17 protein-coding genes and 1 pseudogene are annotated in these 21,417 nt (G+C 53.9%); 10 read left to right on the top strand and 8 right to left on the bottom strand.

Translation table 11 applies throughout. The annotated features are described in order from the left end of the window. Positions 1-6: 6 nt before the first annotated feature. Positions 7-812 (bottom strand): annotated as a pseudogene (locus tag H2P46_RS11235) (IS5 family transposase). A gap of 330 nt (positions 813-1,142) precedes the next feature. Between H2P46_RS11235 and H2P46_RS11240 the strand changes: the two are divergent. Next, on the top strand, positions 1,143-2,645 hold the full coding sequence (locus H2P46_RS11240; protein WP_193405140.1) for a helicase HerA-like C-terminal domain-containing protein: 1,503 nt from the start codon (positions 1,143-1,145) through the stop codon (positions 2,643-2,645). A 26-nt stretch (positions 2,646-2,671) separates the two neighbouring features. Further along, positions 2,672-3,943, top strand: a complete 1,272-nt coding sequence (locus H2P46_RS11245) for a DUF445 domain-containing protein (protein ID WP_193405141.1) — start codon at positions 2,672-2,674, stop codon at positions 3,941-3,943. A 149-nt stretch (positions 3,944-4,092) separates the two neighbouring features. On the opposite strand, the gene lptG is transcribed toward H2P46_RS11245, so the two are convergent. Together lptG and lptF are read right to left on the bottom strand one after the other, a co-directional pair. Then, positions 4,093-5,169 carry an LPS export ABC transporter permease LptG gene (gene lptG, locus H2P46_RS11250; protein WP_193405142.1) on the bottom strand — a complete coding sequence of 359 codons (1,077 nt, stop codon included), beginning with the start codon at positions 5,167-5,169 and terminating at the stop codon, positions 4,093-4,095. After that, complete coding sequence (lptF, locus tag H2P46_RS11255; RefSeq protein ID WP_193405143.1) at positions 5,169-6,269, bottom strand: LPS export ABC transporter permease LptF; 1,101 nt, start codon at positions 6,267-6,269, stop codon at positions 5,169-5,171. The genes lptG and lptF overlap by 1 nt, the downstream gene beginning before the upstream one ends. Positions 6,270-6,537: 268 nt before the next feature. On the opposite strand from lptF, the gene pepA reads away from it, so the two are divergent. The 4 genes from pepA to H2P46_RS11275 all read left to right on the top strand — a co-directional run bounded on the left by pepA (position 6,538) and on the right by H2P46_RS11275 (position 12,023). Beyond that, on the top strand, positions 6,538-8,049 hold the full coding sequence (gene pepA, locus H2P46_RS11260) for a leucyl aminopeptidase (protein WP_193405144.1): 1,512 nt from the start codon (positions 6,538-6,540) through the stop codon (positions 8,047-8,049). A gap of 66 nt (positions 8,050-8,115) precedes the next feature. Next, positions 8,116-8,574: a DNA polymerase III subunit chi gene (locus H2P46_RS11265; RefSeq protein ID WP_193405145.1), complete on the top strand. Its 459-nt coding sequence runs from the start codon at positions 8,116-8,118 to the stop codon at positions 8,572-8,574. A gap of 5 nt (positions 8,575-8,579) precedes the next feature. After that, the gene (locus H2P46_RS11270; RefSeq protein ID WP_193405146.1) at positions 8,580-11,435 is read left to right on the top strand and encodes a valine--tRNA ligase; all 2,856 of its coding nucleotides are present in this window, start codon (positions 8,580-8,582) and stop codon (positions 11,433-11,435) included. A gap of 78 nt (positions 11,436-11,513) precedes the next feature. Continuing rightward, positions 11,514-12,023: a GNAT family N-acetyltransferase gene (locus H2P46_RS11275; RefSeq protein ID WP_419776104.1), complete on the top strand. Its 510-nt coding sequence runs from the start codon at positions 11,514-11,516 to the stop codon at positions 12,021-12,023. Positions 12,024-12,060: 37 nt separating this feature from the next. Here the strand turns inward: H2P46_RS11275 and miaE are convergent, their stop codons facing one another. Together miaE and rraB are read right to left on the bottom strand one after the other, a co-directional pair. Beyond that, positions 12,061-12,822, bottom strand: a complete 762-nt coding sequence (miaE, locus tag H2P46_RS11280) for a tRNA isopentenyl-2-thiomethyl-A-37 hydroxylase MiaE (protein WP_193405147.1) — start codon at positions 12,820-12,822, stop codon at positions 12,061-12,063. 54 nt (positions 12,823-12,876) lie between these two features. Beyond that, complete coding sequence (rraB, locus tag H2P46_RS11285; RefSeq protein WP_193405148.1) at positions 12,877-13,296, bottom strand: ribonuclease E inhibitor RraB; 420 nt, start codon at positions 13,294-13,296, stop codon at positions 12,877-12,879. A 162-nt stretch (positions 13,297-13,458) separates the two neighbouring features. Here rraB and argF point away from each other — a divergent pair, with 162 nt between their 5' ends. The 4 genes from argF to ridA all read left to right on the top strand — a co-directional run bounded on the left by argF (position 13,459) and on the right by ridA (position 16,578). Continuing rightward, positions 13,459-14,466, top strand: a complete 1,008-nt coding sequence (gene argF / locus H2P46_RS11290; protein ID WP_193405149.1) for an ornithine carbamoyltransferase — start codon at positions 13,459-13,461, stop codon at positions 14,464-14,466. Between the two features lie 242 nt (positions 14,467-14,708). Beyond that, positions 14,709-15,644, top strand: coding sequence for an aspartate carbamoyltransferase (gene pyrB / locus H2P46_RS11295; RefSeq protein WP_193405150.1), 936 nt, complete (start codon positions 14,709-14,711; stop codon positions 15,642-15,644). A 12-nt stretch (positions 15,645-15,656) separates the two neighbouring features. Further along, on the top strand, positions 15,657-16,121 hold the full coding sequence (gene pyrI, locus H2P46_RS11300) for an aspartate carbamoyltransferase regulatory subunit (RefSeq protein WP_193405151.1): 465 nt from the start codon (positions 15,657-15,659) through the stop codon (positions 16,119-16,121). 70 nt (positions 16,122-16,191) lie between these two features. Beyond that, a complete protein-coding gene (gene ridA / locus H2P46_RS11305) occupies positions 16,192-16,578 on the top strand; it encodes a 2-iminobutanoate/2-iminopropanoate deaminase (RefSeq protein WP_193405152.1) in 387 nt (128 codons plus the stop codon). A 37-nt stretch (positions 16,579-16,615) separates the two neighbouring features. On the opposite strand, the gene lplT is transcribed toward ridA, so the two are convergent. The 3 genes from lplT to H2P46_RS11320 form a co-directional block, all read right to left on the bottom strand. Then, positions 16,616-17,812 carry a lysophospholipid transporter LplT gene (lplT, locus tag H2P46_RS11310; RefSeq protein WP_193405153.1) on the bottom strand — a complete coding sequence of 399 codons (1,197 nt, stop codon included), beginning with the start codon at positions 17,810-17,812 and terminating at the stop codon, positions 16,616-16,618. Further along, positions 17,809-19,959, bottom strand: coding sequence for a bifunctional acyl-ACP--phospholipid O-acyltransferase/long-chain-fatty-acid--ACP ligase (gene aas, locus H2P46_RS11315; RefSeq protein ID WP_193405154.1), 2,151 nt, complete (start codon positions 19,957-19,959; stop codon positions 17,809-17,811). The genes lplT and aas overlap by 4 nt, the downstream gene beginning before the upstream one ends. A 63-nt stretch (positions 19,960-20,022) precedes the next feature. Next, positions 20,023-21,414 carry an efflux transporter outer membrane subunit gene (locus tag H2P46_RS11320; protein WP_193405155.1) on the bottom strand — a complete coding sequence of 464 codons (1,392 nt, stop codon included), beginning with the start codon at positions 21,412-21,414 and terminating at the stop codon, positions 20,023-20,025. Between the last annotated feature and the right edge of the window lie 3 nt (positions 21,415-21,417).

Below are 21,417 nucleotides of genomic sequence, written 5' to 3' on the forward strand. Positions count from 1 at the left end.
AAGAACCTATCCCAAAAGGATTTTATTCCAGACAATGATGCTGCAAGCAAAATGCAGCATCGCCTCGTAGTTTTCGACTTTCTTCTCCCATCGCGTCAGTATGCGGCGAAAGCGATTCATCCAGCTATGCGTTCTTTCCACAACCCAACGATGAGCCCTGAACTCGCTGTTTTTAATTGCCTCAGACTCCTCTTTCCCCGACTGGATATGAGGTTCATAACGACGAGCTTTCAAACAAATTTCCACCCATTCAGCCTCATAGCCTTTGTCCATACACAGATGCAGCCTGCGACCCGGCCTGCCGGTCTGTAGCGCGTCCAGCGTATCTTCAACCAGTTTTATGTCGTGGGTATTTGCCCCTGCGACAGCCAGCGAGAGCGGAAGCCCGTTCCCGTCGGTCATCAGGCTCCGCTTTACTCCCTGCTTCCCCCTGTCAGTCGGGTTGCGACCTGTTTTTTTGAGCCTGCAAGGGGCGATTTTGTCATGCAGCCATCCATCGACAACCATGACCAGTCAATGGCATCCCGCTTCTCGCAGGCAAGCAGCCCGTTTTGCCAGAAGCGTTCAAATACTCCAGCATCCCGCCATTCCTGAAAGCGGCGGTGGGCTGAGCTGGATGAGCAAATATCCGTGGCATTCAGGGCATTCCATTGGCAACCGGTTCTGAGCACAAAGAAAATGGCGTTCATTGCGGCACGATTATCAACACGTCTACGATGCGTGCCCAGCGGATGGTGGGTTTTATGTTCCGGGAGAAGTGGAGCCATTTTCTCCCAGAGTTCATCGCTGATCTGCCACTTGTTGCCCGCCATACTTCGCCCTCAAAAATTGCCATTATTTACGATCTGACAATTCCTTTTGGGATAGGTTCTTAATGTGTTCCATTGCCTAAAACACACCTTATAAACGGGCAGGTTGCCTATTTCGTCTTGCGATTATGAATCCGCAGTGCGGTTCAGACAAAACCAGCAAAATATGATCAAACAACAGCGTCACGTCTCCCAACTTACACACGATTAACTAGCCAGCCGCCAACGCATACTCGACGAGCAATGCTTCACTTTCGGTTAAATTTCCTCCTCATGGCCGTGCGCCGCTTGCTATTCTTCAGGCATCACCTATTACCTGAGAGTGGAAAAAATATGCCTTCCCCGCTACTGATAGCCCAAACGCCCGACGTCCAGCTATACCTTTTGCCGCAAATGGCTAACCGCCACGGTTTGATTACCGGCGCAACCGGCACCGGTAAAACCGTCACGCTGCAAAAGCTGGCGGAGTCTTTTTCAACTATCGGCGTACCGGTGTTTATGGCTGACGTCAAAGGCGACTTAACGGGGATCGCCGCTGAAGGCCAAAGCAGCGAAAAATTACAGGAAAGGCTGGCGAAAATCGGCGTCAGTCACTGGCAACCGCAGCGCAACCCGGTCATGGTGTGGGATATTTTTGGTGAGAAAGGCCATCCGGTACGCGCCACGGTTTCCGATCTCGGCCCACTGATGCTGGCGCGATTATTGAATCTGAACGATGTACAGAGCGGCGTTTTACAGATCATCTTCCGTATTGCCGACGACCAGGGATTGTTACTGCTGGATTTCAAAGATCTGCGCGCCATGACGCAATACATCGGCAACAATGCCAAAGCGTTCCAGACGCAATACGGCAATATAAACAGCGCCTCGGTGGGGGCGATTCAGCGCGGTTTGCTGGCGCTAGAAGAGCAAGGCGCTGAACACTTTTTTGGTGAACCGATGCTGGAAATTGCCGACTGGATGCGCGTGGACAGCGACGGCAAAGGCTTTATTAACATCTTAGCCGCCGAAAAGCTGTATCAGATGCCAAAACTCTACGCCACCAGCCTGCTGTGGCTGCTATCGGAGTTGTATGAGCAACTGCCGGAAGCAGGCGATTTAGATAAGCCCAAACTGGTATTTTTCTTTGACGAAGCGCACCTGCTGTTTAACGATGCTCCGCCCGTGCTGCTGGAGAAAATCCAGCAGGTGATGCGCCTGATTCGTTCCAAAGGCGTTGGCGTATGGTTTGTGACGCAGAACCCAGCCGATATTCCCGACAGCGTGCTCGGTCAGCTGGGCAACCGCGTCCAGCATGCGCTGCGCGCCTTCACCCCGAAAGATCAAAAAGCAGTAAAGATTGCCGCAGAAACCCTGCGCGCTAACCCGGACTTTAATACCGTCGAGGCGATCCAGACGCTCGGTACGGGCGAAGCGCTTATCTCCTTTTTGGATATGAAAGGCAGCCCCTCCATTGTCGAACGCGCCATGGTGATAGCGCCAGGTTCGCGCATGGGTCCGATCAACACCGATGAACGAAATGGCCTAATCAATCACTCCCCGCTGGCGGGCAAATACGACACCGAGATTGATCGTGAGTCGGCGTTTGAACGCCTGCAACAAGGTGTGCAAGCCGCCAGCGAAAAGGTCAACGCACCGGAAGCCAAAGGCAACGCTGTCGCGGTTGATGGCGGAATCCTTGGCGGTCTGAAAGATATTTTATTTGGCAGCACCGGCCCGCGCGGCGGAAAAAAAGATGGCGTAGTGCAAACCATGGCGAAAAGTGCCACACGCCAAATTACCCATCAAATCATTCGCGGTGTACTGGGAAGCCTGCTGGGCGGACGCCGACGCTAACGTTGCACCTTTGCTAAGATCACAACATGGATAAAGAATACGAACTGAAACGGACCAAGCGACTGGCGCTGCTGCTGCTGCTGCTGGCGACCGCCACTTTTATCATCACGCTTTTTCTGCCGCCTGGCTTTTGGGTTAGCGGTGTGAAAGCCATAGCCGAAGCGGCGATGGTGGGCGCGCTGGCAGACTGGTTTGCCGTCGTCGCGCTGTTTCATCGCGTACCGGTGCCGTTTATTTCTCGCCACACCGCGATTATTCCACGTAACAAAGATCGTATCGGCGACAACCTTGGCCGCTTTGTGCAGGAGAAGTTTCTCGATACCGATTCTCTGCTGAGCCTGATCCGTCGCCATGATCCGTCACGCATGCTGGCAGACTGGCTGAACGCACCCGGCAATGCCGATCGCGTTGGCCGTCACCTGTTGCAGGTAATGCGCGGTTTCCTTGATCTTACCGATGATGCGCGTATTCAGGACCTTATGCGTCGCGCCGTGCATCGCGCCATTGATAAAGTTGATCTCAGCCAAACCAGCGCGCTGCTGCTGGAAAGTCTGACTAAAAATAATCGTCATCAGGAATTGCTCGACGCCGCAGTGGAACAGCTGCTTCGCCTGTTGCATAAACCCAGCACCCGCGAGTTTATCGCGCTACAAATTGTGCGTTGGCTGAAGCGGGAGCACCCGATTAAAGCCAAAGTATTGCCGACGGAATGGCTTGGCGAGCACAGCGCAGAACTGGTCGCAAACGCGGTTGATTCGCTGCTTGATGATGTTGCGCGTGATCAGGGCCATGAATTGCGCCTCGGTTTTAATCGCGCAGTAGAGCGGCTGACGGAGAAGCTGAAAAGCGATCCTGATATGGCCGAACGTGCCGAAGTCATAAAAAGCTGGCTGAAGGAAGATGCCTCGCTCAATCGCTATATTGGCGAGTTATGGAACGATCTGCGTAGCTGGCTGAAAGCCGATCTCAACAGCGAAGATTCTCGTGTTCAGGAAAAAGTGCGGCTTGCTGCCTTATGGCTGGGTGAGACGCTGGCCGCCGATGAAGCGCTGCGTCATTCCATGAATCAGCATCTGGAAGACGCCGCACGCAGCGTCGCGCCAGAATTCGCGACTTTTCTTACCCATCACATTAGCGATACGGTGAAAAGCTGGGATGCACGCGATATGTCACGTCAGATTGAGTTGAATATTGGGAAAGATCTGCAGTTTATCCGTATCAACGGCACACTGGTCGGGGGGACTATTGGTCTGGTTCTTTTTTTACTGTCACAACTTCCGCTGCTGTTCTCTGCGTGACCGTAAATTTGATAATGAGAAACGACCTGCTGATTAAAGCCTGGTGTGAACTTTTTCCTGGCCATATAACAAATACCCCTAATCGCTGGGTATCCAGCTTTCGGGGTTCACTTCACCGCTGCGGCTTTTTATCGTTATTTGCGACTTCGTTAGCGCCGCTTAATTAACATAAACATACTAATCGCAAAGAAAGCGAAGCTTGGCAGTATTGCGCCCAGCACTGGCGGCAAGCCATACACCAGGCTGAGCGGCCCAAATATCTGATCCAGCACATAGAACAGAAAGCCGAAGCTGATGCCGGTGACAACGCGTATGCCCATCGAAACGCTACGTAATGGACCAAAGATAAAAGACAGCGCCATCAGCATCATTACCGCGACTGAAATCGGCTGGAAGATTTTTCCCCACATATTGAGCCGATACCGCCCAGACTCCTGGCCGCTCTGCTTTAAATACTTACTGTAATTGTAAAGGCCACGAATCGACAGAGCATCAGGGTCCAGCGCCACCACGCCCAGCTTGTCCGGCGTCAGATTGGTTTTCCATTCACCGCTAAGGCTTTGCGAGCCGGTGATTTGTTTCGGATCTTTCAGGTCCGACTCATCCACCTGCGACAGCATCCAGTCCTTTTTATCTTTGTTCCAGACCGCCGTAGCCGCGTAACGTACACTCAGCAAACGGCGTTGATCGTTAAAGCTGTAGATGCTTACACCATCAATGATGTTGTCGCCTTTGATACGTTCGATATAGATGAAGCTATTACCGTCTTTCGCCCATAAGCCGTTTTGCGTGGAGACCAGCGCGCCGCCATAAAGCTGCTGTGCCCGGTAATTACGCGCCATTTGCTCGCCCTGCGGCGCAACAAACTCACCAATCGCCATTGTCAGCAGCACCAGCGGAATTGCCGTTTTCATCACCGACAGCGCTACCTGCGTGCGGGTAAAACCCGCCGCCTGCATGACCACCAGCTCGCTGCGCTGAGCCAGCGCGCCAAGGCCAAGCAGCGCCCCCAGTAAGGCCGCCATCGGAAAAAAGATCTCAATATCTTTTGGCACACTGAGCAAGGTGTAGTAACCGGCATCCATTGCGCTGTATGCGCCCTGCCCGGTTTTGCGCAGCTGATCGACAAACTTGATGATGCCGGAGAGCGACACCAGCATGAACAACGTCAACATGATGGTGTTGAAGATAGTTTTACCGATATAACGGTCAAGAACGCGAAACATCAGACCGACCCTCCGCGAGTAAAGCGGGCGCGTATTCGACGCATCGGTATCGTGTCCCACAGGTTAAGCAGCACCGCCAACAGCAGGTAACTGATATTGACGACCCACATCCAGATAGCGGGATCGAGACGGCCTTTGGTGCCACTCGATTTCAGCGAACTCTGCAGCAGGAAAAAAATCAGGTAAAGCAGCATCGCAGGCAGCATCGACAAAACGCGGCCCTGGCGTGGATTAACCACGCTGAGCGGCACCACCATCAGCGCCATGATCAATACCGACATCACCAGCGTGATGCGCCAGTGCAGCTCGGCGCGGAAGGCGGGCGTGTCATTATGGAACAGGCCGATAAAATCAGACTGCTCAGCAACGTTCGGATCGAGCGTCGCTTCTTTATAGCCGACAATCGCCTGATAATTATTAAAGTCGGTGATGCGGAAATCACGCAGCAGCGCCGTGCCTTCAAAGCGGGTGCCTTTATCCAGCGTAACCACCTGCGAGCCGTCTTTACGCTGCTCCATATGGCCGCTGTCGGCCAGCACTACCGATGGCCGTGCATTGCCCTTTGGACGTAGCTGCGCCAGGAACACATTGCCAAACTGGTTGCCTTTCACGTCTTCAATAAACAGCACCGCATTACCATCGCTGGAGGTCTGGAATTGCCCCGCAGCCAGTGCAGCGGCACCGGGGTTCGCTTTGGCGTTTTGCGTCACTTCATCCTGATAACGCGATGACCACGGCCCCAGCCAGACAACGTTAATCGCCGCCACAATGGACGTCAGCAACATCAGCACCATCGCCGCTTTGACCAAAACAGCTTTACTCAGGCCGCAGGCGTGCATGACGGCAATTTCACTTTCCGTGTAGAGCCGCCCCAGCGTCATTAAGATCGCCAGAAACAGACTCAAGGGCAGAATAAGTTGCGCCATTTCAGGCACACCAAGTCCTAACAGGGTCAGAACGAGGCTTGTCGGAATGTCGCCATCCACCGCGGCTCCCAGTATCCTGACTAACTTCTGGCAAAAGAAGATTAATAACAGGATGAAGAGGATAGCCAGCTGGCTTTTGAGCGTTTCCCGAACCAAATATCTAATAATGATCACGCTTAATACGCCTGTGAAAACTTGTCTTTTTGCAGGAAAATCGCTAATTTCAACGCTTATCAGCCATTTTTCTTCATCAATGGCCGTTACCGCAGCTAAAATTGTATGACAATTGCGTTTGGGTGGTGAAAAAACAACATCTTGTCACCCTGATTCATTATGACCTCCAGTGGCTAAATGTCATGTTGCCACGATTAATAAACAGGTCAGGAACGGGCTACATTCTAGCGATAGCGGCGGCCGTTGTCTTTAAGATTCAGGAGAGTGCATGGAGTTCAGTGTAAAAAGCGGAAGCCCGGAAAAACAACGCAGTGCTTGCATTGTCGTTGGCGTTTTCGAACCGCGCCGTCTGTCACCAATTGCCGAACAGCTGGATAAAATCAGCGATGGCTATATCAGCGCCCTGTTGCGTCGCGGCGAGCTGGAAGGAAAAGTGGGCCAGACCCTGCTGCTGCATCATGTACCTAATATCCTGTCTGAACGTATCCTGCTGATTGGCTGCGGTAAAGAGCGTGAACTGGACGAGCGCCAGTACAAGCAGATTATCCAAAAAACCATCAACACGCTGAATGATACCGGCTCGATGGAAGCGGTATGTTTCCTGACGGAGCTGCACGTGAAAGGGCGCAATACGTACTGGAAAGTGCGTCAGGCGGTGGAAACATCCAAAGAGGCCCTTTACAACTTCGATCAGCTGAAAAGTAATAAAGCCGAACCACGTCGCCCGCTGCGCAAACTGGTATTTAACGTGCCAACGCGCCGTGAACTGACCAGCGGCGAACGTGCCATCCAGCATGGCTTAGCGGTTTCTGCAGGTGTTAAGGCCGCAAAAGATCTCAGTAATATGCCGCCAAATATTTGTAACGCTGCGTATCTGGCGTCGCAGGCTCGTCAGTTAGCCGATGCGTTCAGCAAAAATGTTACTACGCGCGTCATTGGCGAACAGCAGATGAAAGAGCTTGGCATGCATGCCTATCTGGCAGTCGGTGCCGGTTCGCAAAACGAATCGCTGATGTCGGTAATGGAATACAAAGGCAACCCCGATCCAGAAGCGCGCCCAATTGTGCTGGTCGGCAAAGGGCTGACGTTTGCCTCCGGCGGTATCTCCATCAACCCCGCCGACAGCATGGACGAAATGAAGTACGACATGTGCGGCGCGGCATCGGTCTATGGCGTGATGCGTATGGTGGCGGAACTTAACCTGCCCCTGAACGTGGTTGGCGTGCTGGCTGGCTGTGAAAACATGCCAGATGGCCGCGCTATGCGTCCGGGTGATGTGCTCACCACCATGTCTGGTCAAACCGTTGAAGTATTAAATACCGATGCGGAAGGCCGTTTGGTGCTGTGCGATACGCTGACCTACGTTGAACGTTTCGAACCGGAAGTGGTTATTGACGTCGCGACGCTGACCGGCGCCTGCGTGATTGCGCTGGGCCACCACGTTAGTGGTTTGCTGTCGAATCACAATCCGCTGGCACACGAGCTGATTAGTGCATCTGAGCAATCCGGGGACCGCGCATGGCGTCTGCCGATGGCCGATGAGTATCAGGAGCAACTGGAGTCTAACTTCGCCGATATGGCAAACATTGGTGGACGTCCCGGCGGCGCAATTACGGCGGCTTGCTTCCTGGCGCGCTTTGCGCGCAAATATAACTGGGCGCATCTCGACATTGCCGGCACCGCGTGGCGTTCCGGTAAAGCCAAAGGCGCAACCGGCCGCCCAGTCCCGATGCTGTCTCAGTTCCTGCTGAATCGCGCTGGGTTTAATGGCGACGACTGATCGCCAAATCAATTCTGAAAGCAAGGGCGGACACCATCCGCCCTTTATCTTCTGACAGGCATTCCGATGAAAAACGCAACCTTCTACGTGATGGAAACCGATGCATCAAGCGACGGCCTGAGCGCCATCGAAGCGCTGGCGTGCGATCTGGCGGAAACGCGCTGGCGGGCGGGTAAACGGGTACTTATTGCCTGTGAAGATGAGCAGCAAGCCATTCGTCTCGACGAAGCGTTGTGGCAACGACCGGCAAACGCCTTCGTACCGCATAATCTTGCCGGTGAAGGCCCACGCTACGGCGCACCGGTTGAACTGGCCTGGCCACAGCGTCGCGGCAATTCGCCTCGCGATCTGTTAATTAGCCTGCTGCCACAGTTCGCAGATTTTGCTACTGCTTTCCATGAAGTGGTAGACTTCGTTCCTTACGAAGAATCTCTCAAACAGCTGGCGCGCGACCGCTACAAAGCGTATCGCAGCGTTGGGTTCCAATTGAATACGGCAACGCCGCCTCAGCCGCAAACGACATAGCAGAAATGGAAAAGACATATAACCCGCAAGATATTGAGCAGCCGCTTTACGAGCATTGGGAAAAGCAGGGCTACTTCAAACCAAATGGCGACACCAGCCAGGAAAGCTTTTGCATTATGATCCCGCCGCCGAACGTCACCGGTAGCTTGCATATGGGTCACGCTTTCCAGCAAACCATCATGGATACCATGATTCGCTACCAGCGCATGCAGGGTAAAAATACCCTGTGGCAGGCCGGTACTGACCACGCGGGCATCGCCACGCAAATGGTGGTTGAACGCAAGATTGCGGCTGAAGAAGGCAAATCCCGTCAGGATTATGGTCGTGAAGCCTTCATCGACAAAATCTGGCAGTGGAAAGCCGAATCAGGCGGCACTATCACCCGTCAAATGCGCCGCCTTGGCAATTCTGTTGACTGGGAACGCGAGCGTTTTACGATGGACGACGGTCTGTCTAATGCGGTGAAAGAAGTTTTTGTTCGCCTGTATAAGGAGAACCTGATTTACCGTGGCAAACGCCTGGTAAACTGGGATCCAAAACTGCGCACCGCGATTTCTGACCTCGAAGTGGAAAACCGCGAAAGCAAAGGCTCCATGTGGCATATCCACTATCCGCTGGCGAAGGGTGCCAAAACCGCCGATGGCAAAGATTATCTGGTGGTGGCCACTACCCGTCCAGAAACGCTGCTGGGTGATACCGGCGTTGCGGTTAACCCGGAAGATCCGCGTTATAAAGATCTGATCGGCCACTATGTCATGCTACCGCTGGTCAATCGTCTGATCCCAATCGTTGGCGATGAACACGCCGACATGGAAAAAGGCACCGGTTGTGTGAAGATCACCCCTGCGCATGATTTCAACGACTACGAAGTCGGTCGTCGTCATCAGTTGCCGATGGTTAATATCCTGACTTTCGATGGTGATATTCGCGAACGCGCCCAGGTTTATAACACCAATGGTGAAGACAGCGATGCCTGTTCCGACGAGATCCCGGCACAGTTCCAGAAAATGGAGCGTTTCGCTGCACGTAAAGCGATCGTGGCGGCTGTTGACGAACTTGGCTTACTGGAAGAGATCAAACCACACGATCTGACCGTGCCTTATGGCGATCGTGGCGGCGTAGTGATCGAACCCATGCTGACCGATCAGTGGTACGTGCGCACTGCCCCGCTGGCTAAAGTTGCTGTAGAAGCGGTTGAAAACGGCGACATTCAGTTTGTGCCGAAGCAGTATGAAAACATGTATTTCTCCTGGATGCGTGACATTCAGGACTGGTGTATTTCACGTCAGCTCTGGTGGGGACATCGCATTCCGGCATGGTATGACAACGACGGTAATGTCTACGTTGGCCGCACCGAAGCTGAAGTGCGCAGCGAAAACAACCTGGCCGCCGATGTGGCGCTACGCCAGGATGATGACGTGCTGGATACCTGGTTCTCGTCTGGTTTGTGGACTTTCTCTACGCTGGGCTGGCCAGAAAACACCGAAGCGCTACGCACCTTCCATCCAACCAGCGTGCTGGTCAGCGGCTTCGACATCATCTTCTTCTGGCTTGCCCGCATGATCATGCTGACCATGCATTTCATCAAAGATGAAAACGGCAAGCCGCAGGTGCCATTTAAAACGGTTTATATGACCGGTTTGATCCGCGATGAAGAAGGCCAGAAAATGTCAAAATCCAAGGGCAACGTGATTGACCCGCTGGATATGGTTGACGGCATTTCGCTGGAGTCGCTGCTGGAAAAACGTACCGGCAACATGATGCAGCCGCAGCTGGCTGAAAAAATTCGCAAGCGCACCGAGAAACAATTTCCGAACGGCATCGAGCCTTCTGGCACCGATGCGTTGCGCTTCACGCTGGCTGCGCTGGCTTCTACTGGTCGTGACATCAACTGGGACATGAAGCGCCTTGAAGGCTATCGCAACTTCTGTAACAAGCTGTGGAACGCCAGCCGCTTTGTGCTGATGAACACTGAAGATCAGGATTGTGGTCAGAATGGCGGCGAAATGACGTTATCGCTGGCCGATCGCTGGATCCTCACCGAGTTCAATAGCACGATCAAAGCTTATCGTGATGCGCTGGACAGCTACCGTTTTGATATTGCCGCGAACCTGCTGTATGACTTCACCTGGAACCAGTTCTGTGACTGGTATCTGGAGTTGACCAAGCCGGTAATGAGCAACGGTAACGAAGCTGAGCTGCGTGGCACCCGACATACGCTGGTGCATGTACTGGAAGCACTGCTGCGCCTGGCGCACCCCATTATCCCTTTCATCACCGAAACCATCTGGCAGCGGGTGAAAGTGCTAAAAAACATCAGTGATGACACCATCATGCTGCAACCTTTCCCGCAGTTTGACGCGGCGAAAGAAGATGCTGAAGCCAAAGCGGACATTGAATGGATGAAGCAGGCGATTATCGCGGTGCGTAATATCCGGGCCGAGATGAACATTGCGCCGAGCAAGCTGCTGGATGTGCTGCTGCGTGATTGCTTGGCAGCGGCGCTGCGTCGGGTTGAAGTTAACCGCAACTTCCTGTCGCGCCTGGCGCGTCTGGCAAGTTTAACGGTGCTACCGGCTGGCGAGAAAGGCCCCGTGTCCGTGACCAAAATCATTGAAGGCGCTGAGCTGCTGATCCCTATGGCTGACCTGGTTGATAAAACCGCGGAGCTGGAACGTCTGGCGAAAGAGCTGGTTAAGCTTGAGGTGGAAATTGATAAGATTCAGGTCAAGCTGGCTAACGAGAGCTTTGTTTCTCGCGCCCCGCAAGCAGTGGTAGTGAAAGAACGCGAGCGTATGGCCGAGCTGGAACAATCAAAAGCAAAACTGATTGAACAACAGGCCGTGATCGCGGCATTGTAACAGTCTTAGTCTGACAGCTTAATTAACAAGCCGGGCTAGCCCGGCTTTTTTATGTATTTCGCACTGGATTCAGAAGAGATGATGACCTCCAACGCAACGCGACTTGATCTTCAGGTACGTCCAATTATGGCCGTCGATAATCCGCATATCGCTCAGGTGATCCGTGATGTATCTGCTGAGTTCGGCCTGACTGCCGACAAAGGGTATACCGTTTCCGATCCCGATCTTGATCGGTTATTTGAAGTTTACAGCGCCAAAGACAGCGCCTACTGGATCGTCGAACATCAGGGTAAAGTGATGGGCGGTGGCGGCGTGGCGGCTCTGTCCTGTAGCGCGCCAGATATTTGTGAACTGCAGAAGATGTATTTCCTGCCGGAAGTGCGCGGTTTGGGTTTAGCGCGTAAACTGGCGGTCTGCGCCATGGAACATGCGCGTCAGCGCGGCTTTCGTCGCTGCTATCTCGAAACCACCGCCAGCCTGACACGGGCGATTAAATTATATGAATCACTGGGCTTTGAGCTGATTGATACGGCTATGGGCTGCACCGGTCATGTCGATTGCGAAGTCCGGATGTTAAAAGTGCTGTGATGTTTTTCCTCACCGGTTTTCAGGTGAGGAAAAGGACTCAGAATGCGGGTACGCCGCTATGAAAACGCAGCTCGCTGTCTGGCTCGCTGATTAACCGCCCTTCCGTTGCGCCAATCGCCTGTACTCTTGGCGCAATGTCTGTCGGTGAAATTTGCGCTGCCAGCGTCAGGTAATCCTGATAATGACGCGCTTCCGAGCGCAGTAGTGAGATATAGAACTTCTCCAGCTCACTATCCAGATAAGGCGCTAAGCTAGCGAAACGTTCGCAGGATCGCGCTTCGATATACGCGCCACAGATCAACTTATCCACCAGCGTATCCGGCTCGTGTGTGGTCACTTCACGCAGCAATGATCTGGCATAGCGGCTTGACGTTATTTTCTGATAAACCAGCCCGCGCGTCTGCATAATTTCCCAAACCTGATAAAAGTGATGCAGCTCTTCTTTGATCAGCAGCACCATTTTTTCAACCAGTTCGTCCGTCCATGGCAATGCATTGCGAACAATAATGCTTTTCGACAGATTTTTGTGGGCATTGATAAAGTCGCTGTCGTCCTCCTCCCGGAAGATAAAATCTTCATAAGGCTTCAGCCAGGCGCGAATAGCTTCACCACTCGGCTGGTCAGCCACATATTTACGAATTAGCCAAACCGCAGTCTGCGCCGCTTTAAGTTCGCATACCAGATGGTCGGTCAGTAACAGCGTCAGGTTCTCCGGCTTGCGCGCTTCGTCAATCCAGGCTTGTGGCGTGCGGCAGTGGAGAAACTGGTAAACAGGTTCAAGTAAAAGTGCGTAGTTCATCGAATCAAAACGTGGTAGCAAAGAGGAAGGCGGAGCAGCTCCGCCCTTTAGAAATTAATGGCGAATACCGGTATCTTCATCGTCGTCGATAGCTTCGTCATCGTCCTCATCTTCAGCATCGGGATCTTCGAAATACGTGCCCCAACCGTCATAATCAACGTTGTATTTACCCACCAGATTGACCAGTTGCTCAACCTGCGCGTCGATCAACTCTGGGTTCAACGCGGCTTCGCTGAGAATATCCACGCACATCACCGTGGTGCCATCCTCCAGTTCTAATTCTTCCGGCTCGGTCACTTCGTAGCCCAGCTTGAAAGCGTCAACGGCCGCTTTCTCCAGCGAGTCAAAGTTGTTGCACGAGAGATGGTGCTCAATGGTATAGAGCGCGTCGGGATCGCTGCCATCCTCCAGCAGCTCTTCAATGATCAGGCGCGTCTCTTCACGCTGCTCTTCCAACAATTCTTCATATGCCATGGCGATGTCCTCTCTGAGTTCGGCAATAAACAATTATTTTCCCACACTGCCCGGCGCGCCACTACACAAAACGAAAAGTTTATTCACGCCGGGGTTGAAAATGCATATTCATACGGTTAGATTGAATTTTAATTCATTTAGACTGGTTACATGGAGCGCTGTATGAGTCAGCTTTATCAACGCCATTTCCTCAGGCTGTTGGATTTTTCCCCCGCCGAAATTGATTATTTGCTTACCCTTTCCGCTGAATTAAAAAGCGCTAAAAAAAGTGCGTGCGAAACGCAGTATCTGAAAGGCAAAAACATTGCGCTCATCTTCGAAAAAGACTCAACCCGTACCCGATGCTCTTTCGAAGTTGCCGCTTACGATCAGGGTGCTAACGTGACCTATCTCGGCCCAAGCGGCAGCCAGATTGGGCATAAAGAGTCGATGAAAGCCACCGCGCGCGTGCTGGGCCGGATGTATGACGGCATTCAGTATCGTGGATACGGCCAGCAACTGGTTGAGACACTGGCAGAATACGCCGGCGTGCCGGTGTGGAACGGCTTAACCACCGAGTTTCACCCCACGCAATTACTTGCTGATTTACTGACGATGCAGGAACATCTGCCCGGGAAAAAGCGCAGTGAGATGACGCTGGTGTATGTTGGCGATGCACGCAATAACATGGGCAATACGATGCTGGAAGCGGCAGCGCTGACGGGGTTAGATCTGCGTTTAGTAGCGCCGAAAGGCTGCTGGCCGCAAGACGAGCTGGTGGCGCACTGCCGTCAGCTAGCCCAGCAAACCGGTGGCAAAATCACACTAACCGAAAATATTGCCGAAGGCGTGCAGGGCGCGGACTTTATCTATACCGATGTGTGGGTATCAATGGGGGAAGCCAAAGCGGTGTGGGAAGAGCGTATCGCTCTGCTGCGCGGTTACCAGGTCAACAGCGAGATGCTGGCGCTGACCGGCAATCCACAGGTTAAATTCCTGCATTGCCTGCCCGCTTTCCATGATGATCAAACCACGCTGGGCCGCCAGATGGCGGAGCAATACGGTTTGCATAACGGTATGGAAGTCAGCAATGAGGTGTTTGAATCAGCGCACAGCCTCGTTTTTGATCAGGCGGAAAACCGTATGCATACCATTAAAGCGGTGATGGTGGCGACACTCGGTCAGCGCTGATTAGCGGCAAGCAAACGTTTTCGTTGGGTGTGATTTACCCTTGAAGCAAATCACTGATGGCGTATAATGCGCCACAATTTGCCGGAGGAAACATGCAACAGTGCAGCGGACAATTTAACGCGCCATTTCGCCTGACAGCAGGCGACGCATCTGTTTCTTTCCGTCATCGACCCGATCTTAAAAAAGCCCCTTCAGCAGGGGCTTTTTTTTGTCCGTAATCCGGCAGCGCAGAGGAGAGAGTTATGGCTAACCCGCTATATCGCAAACACATTATTTCAATCAACGATCTCAGTCGCGACGAGCTGGAACGGGTGCTGCATACCGCTGCACAGCTCAAAGCTCATCCGCAGCCGGAACTGTTGAAGCACAACGTCATCGCCAGCTGCTTCTTTGAAGCCTCAACACGTACTCGCCTGTCATTTGAAACCGCTATCCATCGTCTTGGCGCCTCAGTCGTCGGTTTTGCTGACGGCAGTAATACCTCGCTGGGCAAAAAAGGCGAAACGCTGGCAGATACCATTTCCGTAATAAGCACTTATGTTGATGCAATTGTGATGCGTCATCCGCAGGAGGGCGCGGCGCGTCTGGCAACGGAATTCGCCGGTGGTATCCCAATTCTGAATGCGGGCGATGGCGCGAATCAGCATCCGACACAAACCCTGCTCGATCTGTTCACTATCCGCGAAACCCAAAGCCGCCTCGACAATCTCAATATAGCAATGGTCGGCGACCTGAAATATGGCCGCACCGTGCATTCGCTGACGCAAGCGCTGGCTAAGTTTGATGGCAACCGTTTCTTCTTTATCGCCCCCGATGCGCTGGCAATGCCGGGTTACATCACCGACATGCTGGATGAGCAAAATATTGCCTGGTCGCGTCACGACAGTTTTGAAGAGGTGATGCCAGAGCTGGATATTCTTTACATGACGCGCGTGCAGAAAGAGCGTCTCGATCCCTCTGAGTATGCCAACGTCAAAGCGCAATTTATCCTGCGCGCGGCTGATTTAGCCGGTGCGCGCGACAACATGAAAGTGCTGCATCCACTGCCGCGCATCGATGAAATTACCACCGATGTGGATAAAACGCCCTATGCCTGGTATTTCCAACAGGCCGGCAACGGCATTTACGCACGTCAGGCCCTGCTGGCATTGGTACTCAACAGCGAACTCGCCCTGTAAGGAGAAAACCGCATGACTCACGACAATAAATTGCAGGTCGAAGCGATTAAACGCGGCACGGTAATCGACCATATCCCGGCTCAGGTCGGCTTTAAGCTGCTGTCACTGTTCCGCCTGACCGAAACCGATCAGCGCATTACTATCGGCCTGAATCTGCCTTCGGGTGAAATGGGACGCAAGGATCTGATCAAAATCGAGAACACCTTTCTTACTGATGATCAGATCAATCAGCTGGCGGTTTACGCGCCGCATGCCACGGTTAACCGCATTGATGAATATGAAGTGGTGGCAAAAATTGCGCCAGCCTTACCAGATCGTATCGAACGCGTGCTGACCTGCCCCAACAGCAACTGCATCAGCCGCAGCGAGCCGGTGTTCTCCAGTTTCGCCGTAAAAAATCGCGCTAATGATGTCTATCTGAAGTGCAAATACTGCGAGAAAGAGTTCGCTCGCCATGTGGTGCTGGGTCACTGGTAATCAGTTTCCTCGTCTCTATAATGAAACCGTCGCGGCGCTAAGCCGCTTTGCACAAAAACCAGGAGCAATAATGTCTCGCGAAATCAGTACGGAAAAAGCCCCCGCCGCAATCGGTCCTTATGTTCAGGGCGTTGATCTTGGCAGCATGATCATCACCTCGGGTCAGATTCCCGTCGATCCGGCGACCGGTGCCGTCGCAGACGACGTGTCAGCACAGGCGCGTCAGTCGCTGGAAAACGTAAAAGCGATTGTAGAAGCGGCAGGCTTAAATGTTGGCGACATTGTGAAAACCACGGTATTTGTAAAAGATCTGAACGATTTTGCAACCGTGAACGCCACCTATGAAGCGTTTTTCACCGAGCATAACGCCAGTTTCCCGGCCCGTTCCTGCGTTGAAGTGGCGCGCCTGCCAAAAGATGTGAAGATTGAAATCGAGGCGATTGCAGTACGTCGCTGATGAGACTTGCCCTCCTGTTATCGGTGAGGGCAAAGCATTAGCGTTGAGCCGGACGCCAGATCCACAGCACGGCAATAGCCAGAGCGAATAGCGTGCCGAAACCAATCCCGGTTGCCACTGTCGGCACACCCGCTTTAATCGCCAGCGTATACAGCCCTAGCATCAGCAGCATTGCTGTGTTCTCGCCAAGATTTTGTACCGCAATCGCACTGCCCGATCCCACGCTATGCTTGCCGCGTTCCTGCAACAAGGCATTCAGCGGCACCACAAAAAAGCCGCCCAAGGCGCCAATGACTGTCAGTAACAAATAGGCATTCATCAGCGAATGCTGCATTGAGAAGATCACCACCATCACGCCGATCAGCACACCCGCGGGCATACAACGACGCACCTTTTCCAGCGTCACCAGCCTGGCCGCCGCCGCTGCACCCAGTACGATGCCAATCGCCACCATCGCGTTCAGCGTGGTCGGCGTTTTGTTATCGCTGATACCGAGCGCTACCGGCACCCACAGCACCAGCAGAAAACGCAGCGTCACACCTGCGCCCCAAAACAAACTGGTGGCCAGCAGTGAAAAGCGGGTTTCAGCATTATTCCATAACACACGACAGGCGGTAATAAAGCTGTGCAGCATCGCCGTGAAGTGCCAGCTTTGGCCCGGACGAGCCACCGGCAATCGGGGAATAAATACATTTGCCAGCACCGCAATGCCGTAGGTCAGCGCACATACCCCCAGTGCCGCCAGCAGATTCCAGTCAGCCAGGATGCCGCCTGCTACCGAACCAAATAGGATTGCGGCGATGGTTGAACCTTCCATCAAGCCGTTTGCTTTTACCAGCTTCTCGCCCTGGGTGATCTCCCCCAGGATGCCATACTTCGCGGGGGAATACGCCGCCGCACCAATGCCCACCAGCGTGTAGCCAGCAAAGGGATTGAAGCCGAAGCAGATCACCAGCGCACCCAGCAGTTTCAGACTGTTGGCAAACATCATCGCCCGGCCTTTAGCGACACTGTCTGCTATCTGGCCGACAAACGGCGCGAGCAGAATATAGGTGGCGACAAATAACATCTGTAGCACCGGCTGGCTCCAGTCGGGATAGGACTGATTTTTTAACACCGCCAGCGTGACAAACAGCAGCGCGTTATCGCCAAACGCCGAGAAAAACTGCGCAATAATGACGGCCAGCATGCTACGCGACATGAGCGGTGCATCACGTTCTGCCCCAGCGATCATGCCTGTGCCTCTTCCGCCATTTTCTTCAGCGTAACGTAATCTGGCTTGCCGCTACCCAGCATTGGTAGCTGCTTCACTGCGCGAATATCGCGTGGTAACGCCAGCTCCGGCGCGCCCGTTTCGCGGGCGGCTTTTTGCAGTTGATCGCGCGTCAGCGCGTTATCGGTAGTAAACAGCACCAGCGCTTCGCCACGATTACCATCCGGGCGCAACGAGGCCGCATGCTGCTTATCAGGCGAGGCTTTTAGCGCAATCTGTTCAACAGTCTCCAGCGATACCATTTCTCCCGCGATTTTAGCGAAGCGTTTGGCTCGTCCCTGAATCTGGCAAAAACCGCCGTCATCGAAGCTGACAATATCGCCGGTATCGTACCATCCGGCTTCCATCTGTCCTTCGCCGTTATCCGCCATGGGCGCTTCCAGCATGCCGGGGTTCTCAACCCGTAAATAGCCTTTCATGACGTTTGGCCCACGTAATTGCAGGCGTCCGCCCTTTTCAATGCCCGGCACCGACATCAAACGTGAATCCATGCCCGGCAGAATGCGGCCCACGGTGTGCGTTTTCGCCGCCATCGGCACGTTAATCGCGACCACAGGCGCACATTCGGTCACGCCGTAGCCTTCAAGAATGCGGATGCCGTATTTATCCAGGTAAAGCTGGCGCGTATTTTCCTGCAATTTTTCTGCGCCAGCGACGACGTAGCGCAGACGAGCGAAGTCGTAAGGTGCCGCAAAACGCGCATAGTTGCCCAGAAAGGTAGAAGTGCCAAACAGTACCGTGCAGTTGCGATCATAAACCAGCTCCGGCACGATGCGATAATGCAGCGGGCTGGGGTAGAGGAACACCTGTGCGCCAGTCATCAGCGGCGTAAACAGGCCAACGGTTAAGCCGAAAGCGTGGAACAGCGGCAGTGCCGCCATAAAACGGTCGCGTGGGGTAAAATCAGCAACGGTACGAATTTGCTCAACGTTCGCCAGCAGGCTTTTATGCGAATGCACCACCCCTTTCGGGTTGCCTTCCGAGCCGGAAGTAAACAGCACCATCGCGGTATCTTCTGGCTGCTGTCTGACCTGTGCGCGGCGCGGCATAAGCAGATGCCCCAGGATCCACAGCTTGTCTTTTAAGGTTACCGTATCCTTCAGATCCTCCAGATAGATCCATTGCACCTCGTTCAGTCCTTGTGGCAGATGCCACAGGCCCCCTTTGTCGAGAAACTGGCGTGAGGTAAAGACGGTTTTTACCTGCGAAGCAGTAAGCGCGGCACGCATACCATTAACGCCTGCGGTGTAGTTAAGCATGGCAGGAATACGACCCCGCATTGACGCGCCCAGAATCGCCACCGCCGTCACGGTGGCATTGGGCAGCAGCAGGCCGACATACTCTTTAGGCTGGCTGTAACGTTCAAGAATGCGCCCCACCCCGAGTGATTTTTTCAGCAAACCGGTGTAGCTGTCTGGTGAGAAATTAATATCCTCCATGCAGCGTTTGAAGGCGCCGTAGCGGGTACGCGCATTAAGAAAGGCTTCAAACAGTGTTTCACGCGAACGCACCGCCATGCGCGCTTCCATCATCACATGATGCAGATGCTCACCGGCTAAAAGACGACGTTCGCGCGCCCGTTTCGCATCGGGCATTGGAATGCGCGTTGCGGGTAAGATGCTTAGCGTGATACGCGGAAATAAGCGGCGTTTGAACACCCCCGCCAGCCGACCAAACGGTGTAAATTCCGCGCCTTCAATGCGCATCGGTACAACATTCGCCCCTGACTTCGCCGCCACAAATCCGGCACCGCTGTAGATCTTCATCAGCGATCCGGTGACGGTAATGCGGCCTTCCGGGAAGATCACCACCGGACGACCGCTGTTGATCATCTGAACCAAATGCTTGATCGACATCGGCCTGGCTGGATCCAGCGGCACATAGTCGATAAACGGCCTGAGCACGCGCATGAACCACTTTTCGCTGATCGTCGAATAGACTGCGAACACCGGCTTTACTGGCAGAAACAACGCCAGCAGCATACCGTCAAGAAACGACACGTGATTAGGCGCGATCAACACCTTCTCTTTATACAGTTCGGCGGTAGCACCACGCAGCTCGACGCGCCATAAAAGACGGAAAATCAGACGGAAAAATTTAAATAACATGCCCGCTCCATAGCATCGTTAAAAACAGGCCTTCACGATGCAGGATCTGGCACGGTTCGACAACTATTTATTGGCTGCCTGCCAGCCACCGCCCAGCGCCGCAATCAGCGCCACGCTGCTGACCCATTGGGTGCTTTGCAGCGACAGCAGGCTTTGCTGCTCGCTCAGGCTGCTGTTTTCGGTGGTTGCCACGTCGAGGTAGTCGATCATGCCTGCTTCATACTGATTACGCGTTACGCGCGCCGATTCCTGCGCGGCGGCGGTGGCGCGCTGCTGCGAGGCAATTTCGCCCTGTAACATATTCAGTTCCACCAGCTCATCCTCTACTTCCTGCAACGCTTCCAGCACCGTTTGACGATAGCTGGCCACGCTGGCGTCATATGACGCACGCGCCTGCTCAACCTGTGAAGCAGTCGCGCCAAAGTCCAGCAGCGTGCCGCTGAGTTCCGGTCCCAGCGACCAGACGCGATTGGGCAGCGAGAACAGATTATGCAGCGTGGACGAGCTCACACCGCCGCTGGCGCTCAGCGTCAGATCAGGAAAATAACCGGCAATCGCCACGCCAACCGCTGCGTTCGCCGCCGCGACGTTACGCTCAGCGTAAGCAATATCAGGACGGCGCTGTAAAAGCTGTGTTGGCAAGGCTGAAGGCACATCCGGCAATGTCGCGTCCAGCTTCGCCACCGGCAAGTTGAAGTCGGCAGGCGCTTTGCCAACCAGCAGCGCAATGGCATGCTCCACCTGCGCACGCTGCCATTGATAATCCTGCGCCGAGGCGCGGGCGCTTTCCAGCTGCATCTGCGCCTGCGCTAAGGTGGCGCGTGATTCACTGCCCGCCTGATATTTGTTTTCAATGACTACCAGATAGCGCTGATAGGCATCATTGCTCTGTTGATACAGCGCAATTTTCTGGTCCATGATGCGTAGCTGAAAGTAGTCCTGCGCCAGTTCTGACTGCGCGCTCAGGGTAATATTTGCCAGTTCGGCCGCGCTTGCCTGAGCACTGGCTCTATTCTCTTCCAGCGTGCGCCGCAGTTTGCCCCACAAATCCAGTTCCCAGCTGGCGCTTAGCTCAGCCTGGTGACTGGTTGAGGTGGTGCGCTGGTTGGTTGTGGTGGCGTGGCTGCCGCTGCGGGTGACGCTACTGTCATACCCCACCGAAGGAAACAGTTCGGCGCGTGACTGCGATACCAGCGCCTGTGCCTGGCGATATTGCGCTGCGTAGTTAGCGACGTTCTGATTGTTAATGCTCACCTGACTCAGCAGGCTGCTCAGCGTGGCGTCGTGATAGACCGACCACCATTCACCTTTGTGCTGGTCATCCTGCGGCGTTGCCGGCTGCCAGCCTTTCGCCTCTTTATAATGTTTCGGCACGGGCATAGCAGGGCGTTGATAATCCGGGCCAACGGTACAGCCGCACAGCAGCAGCGCCAGCATAACAGGCGTAATTTTCATGGA

The sequence above is a fragment of the Mixta mediterraneensis genome (assembly GCF_014946725.1).
GTDB lineage: Bacteria > Pseudomonadota > Gammaproteobacteria > Enterobacterales > Enterobacteriaceae > Pantoea > Pantoea mediterraneensis.

Coding starts and splice junctions, on each gene's coding strand:
- H2P46_RS11275 (WP_419776104.1), top strand. CDS start 11,514: ATGATGACCTCCAACGCAACGCGACTTGATCTTCAGGTACGTCCAATT.
- pepA (WP_193405144.1), top strand. CDS start 6,538: ATGGAGTTCAGTGTAAAAAGCGGAAGCCCGGAAAAACAACGCAGTGCT.
- lplT (WP_193405153.1), bottom strand. CDS start 17,812: ATGATCGCTGGGGCAGAACGTGATGCACCGCTCATGTCGCGTAGCATG.
- H2P46_RS11270 (WP_193405146.1), top strand. CDS start 8,580: ATGGAAAAGACATATAACCCGCAAGATATTGAGCAGCCGCTTTACGAG.
- H2P46_RS11320 (WP_193405155.1), bottom strand. CDS start 21,414: ATGAAAATTACGCCTGTTATGCTGGCGCTGCTGCTGTGCGGCTGTACC.
- argF (WP_193405149.1), top strand. CDS start 13,459: ATGAGTCAGCTTTATCAACGCCATTTCCTCAGGCTGTTGGATTTTTCC.
- H2P46_RS11240 (WP_193405140.1), top strand. CDS start 1,143: ATGCCTTCCCCGCTACTGATAGCCCAAACGCCCGACGTCCAGCTATAC.
- pyrI (WP_193405151.1), top strand. CDS start 15,657: ATGACTCACGACAATAAATTGCAGGTCGAAGCGATTAAACGCGGCACG.
- lptG (WP_193405142.1), bottom strand. CDS start 5,169: ATGTTTCGCGTTCTTGACCGTTATATCGGTAAAACTATCTTCAACACC.
- aas (WP_193405154.1), bottom strand. CDS start 19,959: ATGTTATTTAAATTTTTCCGTCTGATTTTCCGTCTTTTATGGCGCGTC.
- ridA (WP_193405152.1), top strand. CDS start 16,192: ATGTCTCGCGAAATCAGTACGGAAAAAGCCCCCGCCGCAATCGGTCCT.
- miaE (WP_193405147.1), bottom strand. CDS start 12,822: ATGAACTACGCACTTTTACTTGAACCTGTTTACCAGTTTCTCCACTGC.
- H2P46_RS11245 (WP_193405141.1), top strand. CDS start 2,672: ATGGATAAAGAATACGAACTGAAACGGACCAAGCGACTGGCGCTGCTG.
- pyrB (WP_193405150.1), top strand. CDS start 14,709: ATGGCTAACCCGCTATATCGCAAACACATTATTTCAATCAACGATCTC.
- rraB (WP_193405148.1), bottom strand. CDS start 13,296: ATGGCATATGAAGAATTGTTGGAAGAGCAGCGTGAAGAGACGCGCCTG.
- H2P46_RS11265 (WP_193405145.1), top strand. CDS start 8,116: ATGAAAAACGCAACCTTCTACGTGATGGAAACCGATGCATCAAGCGAC.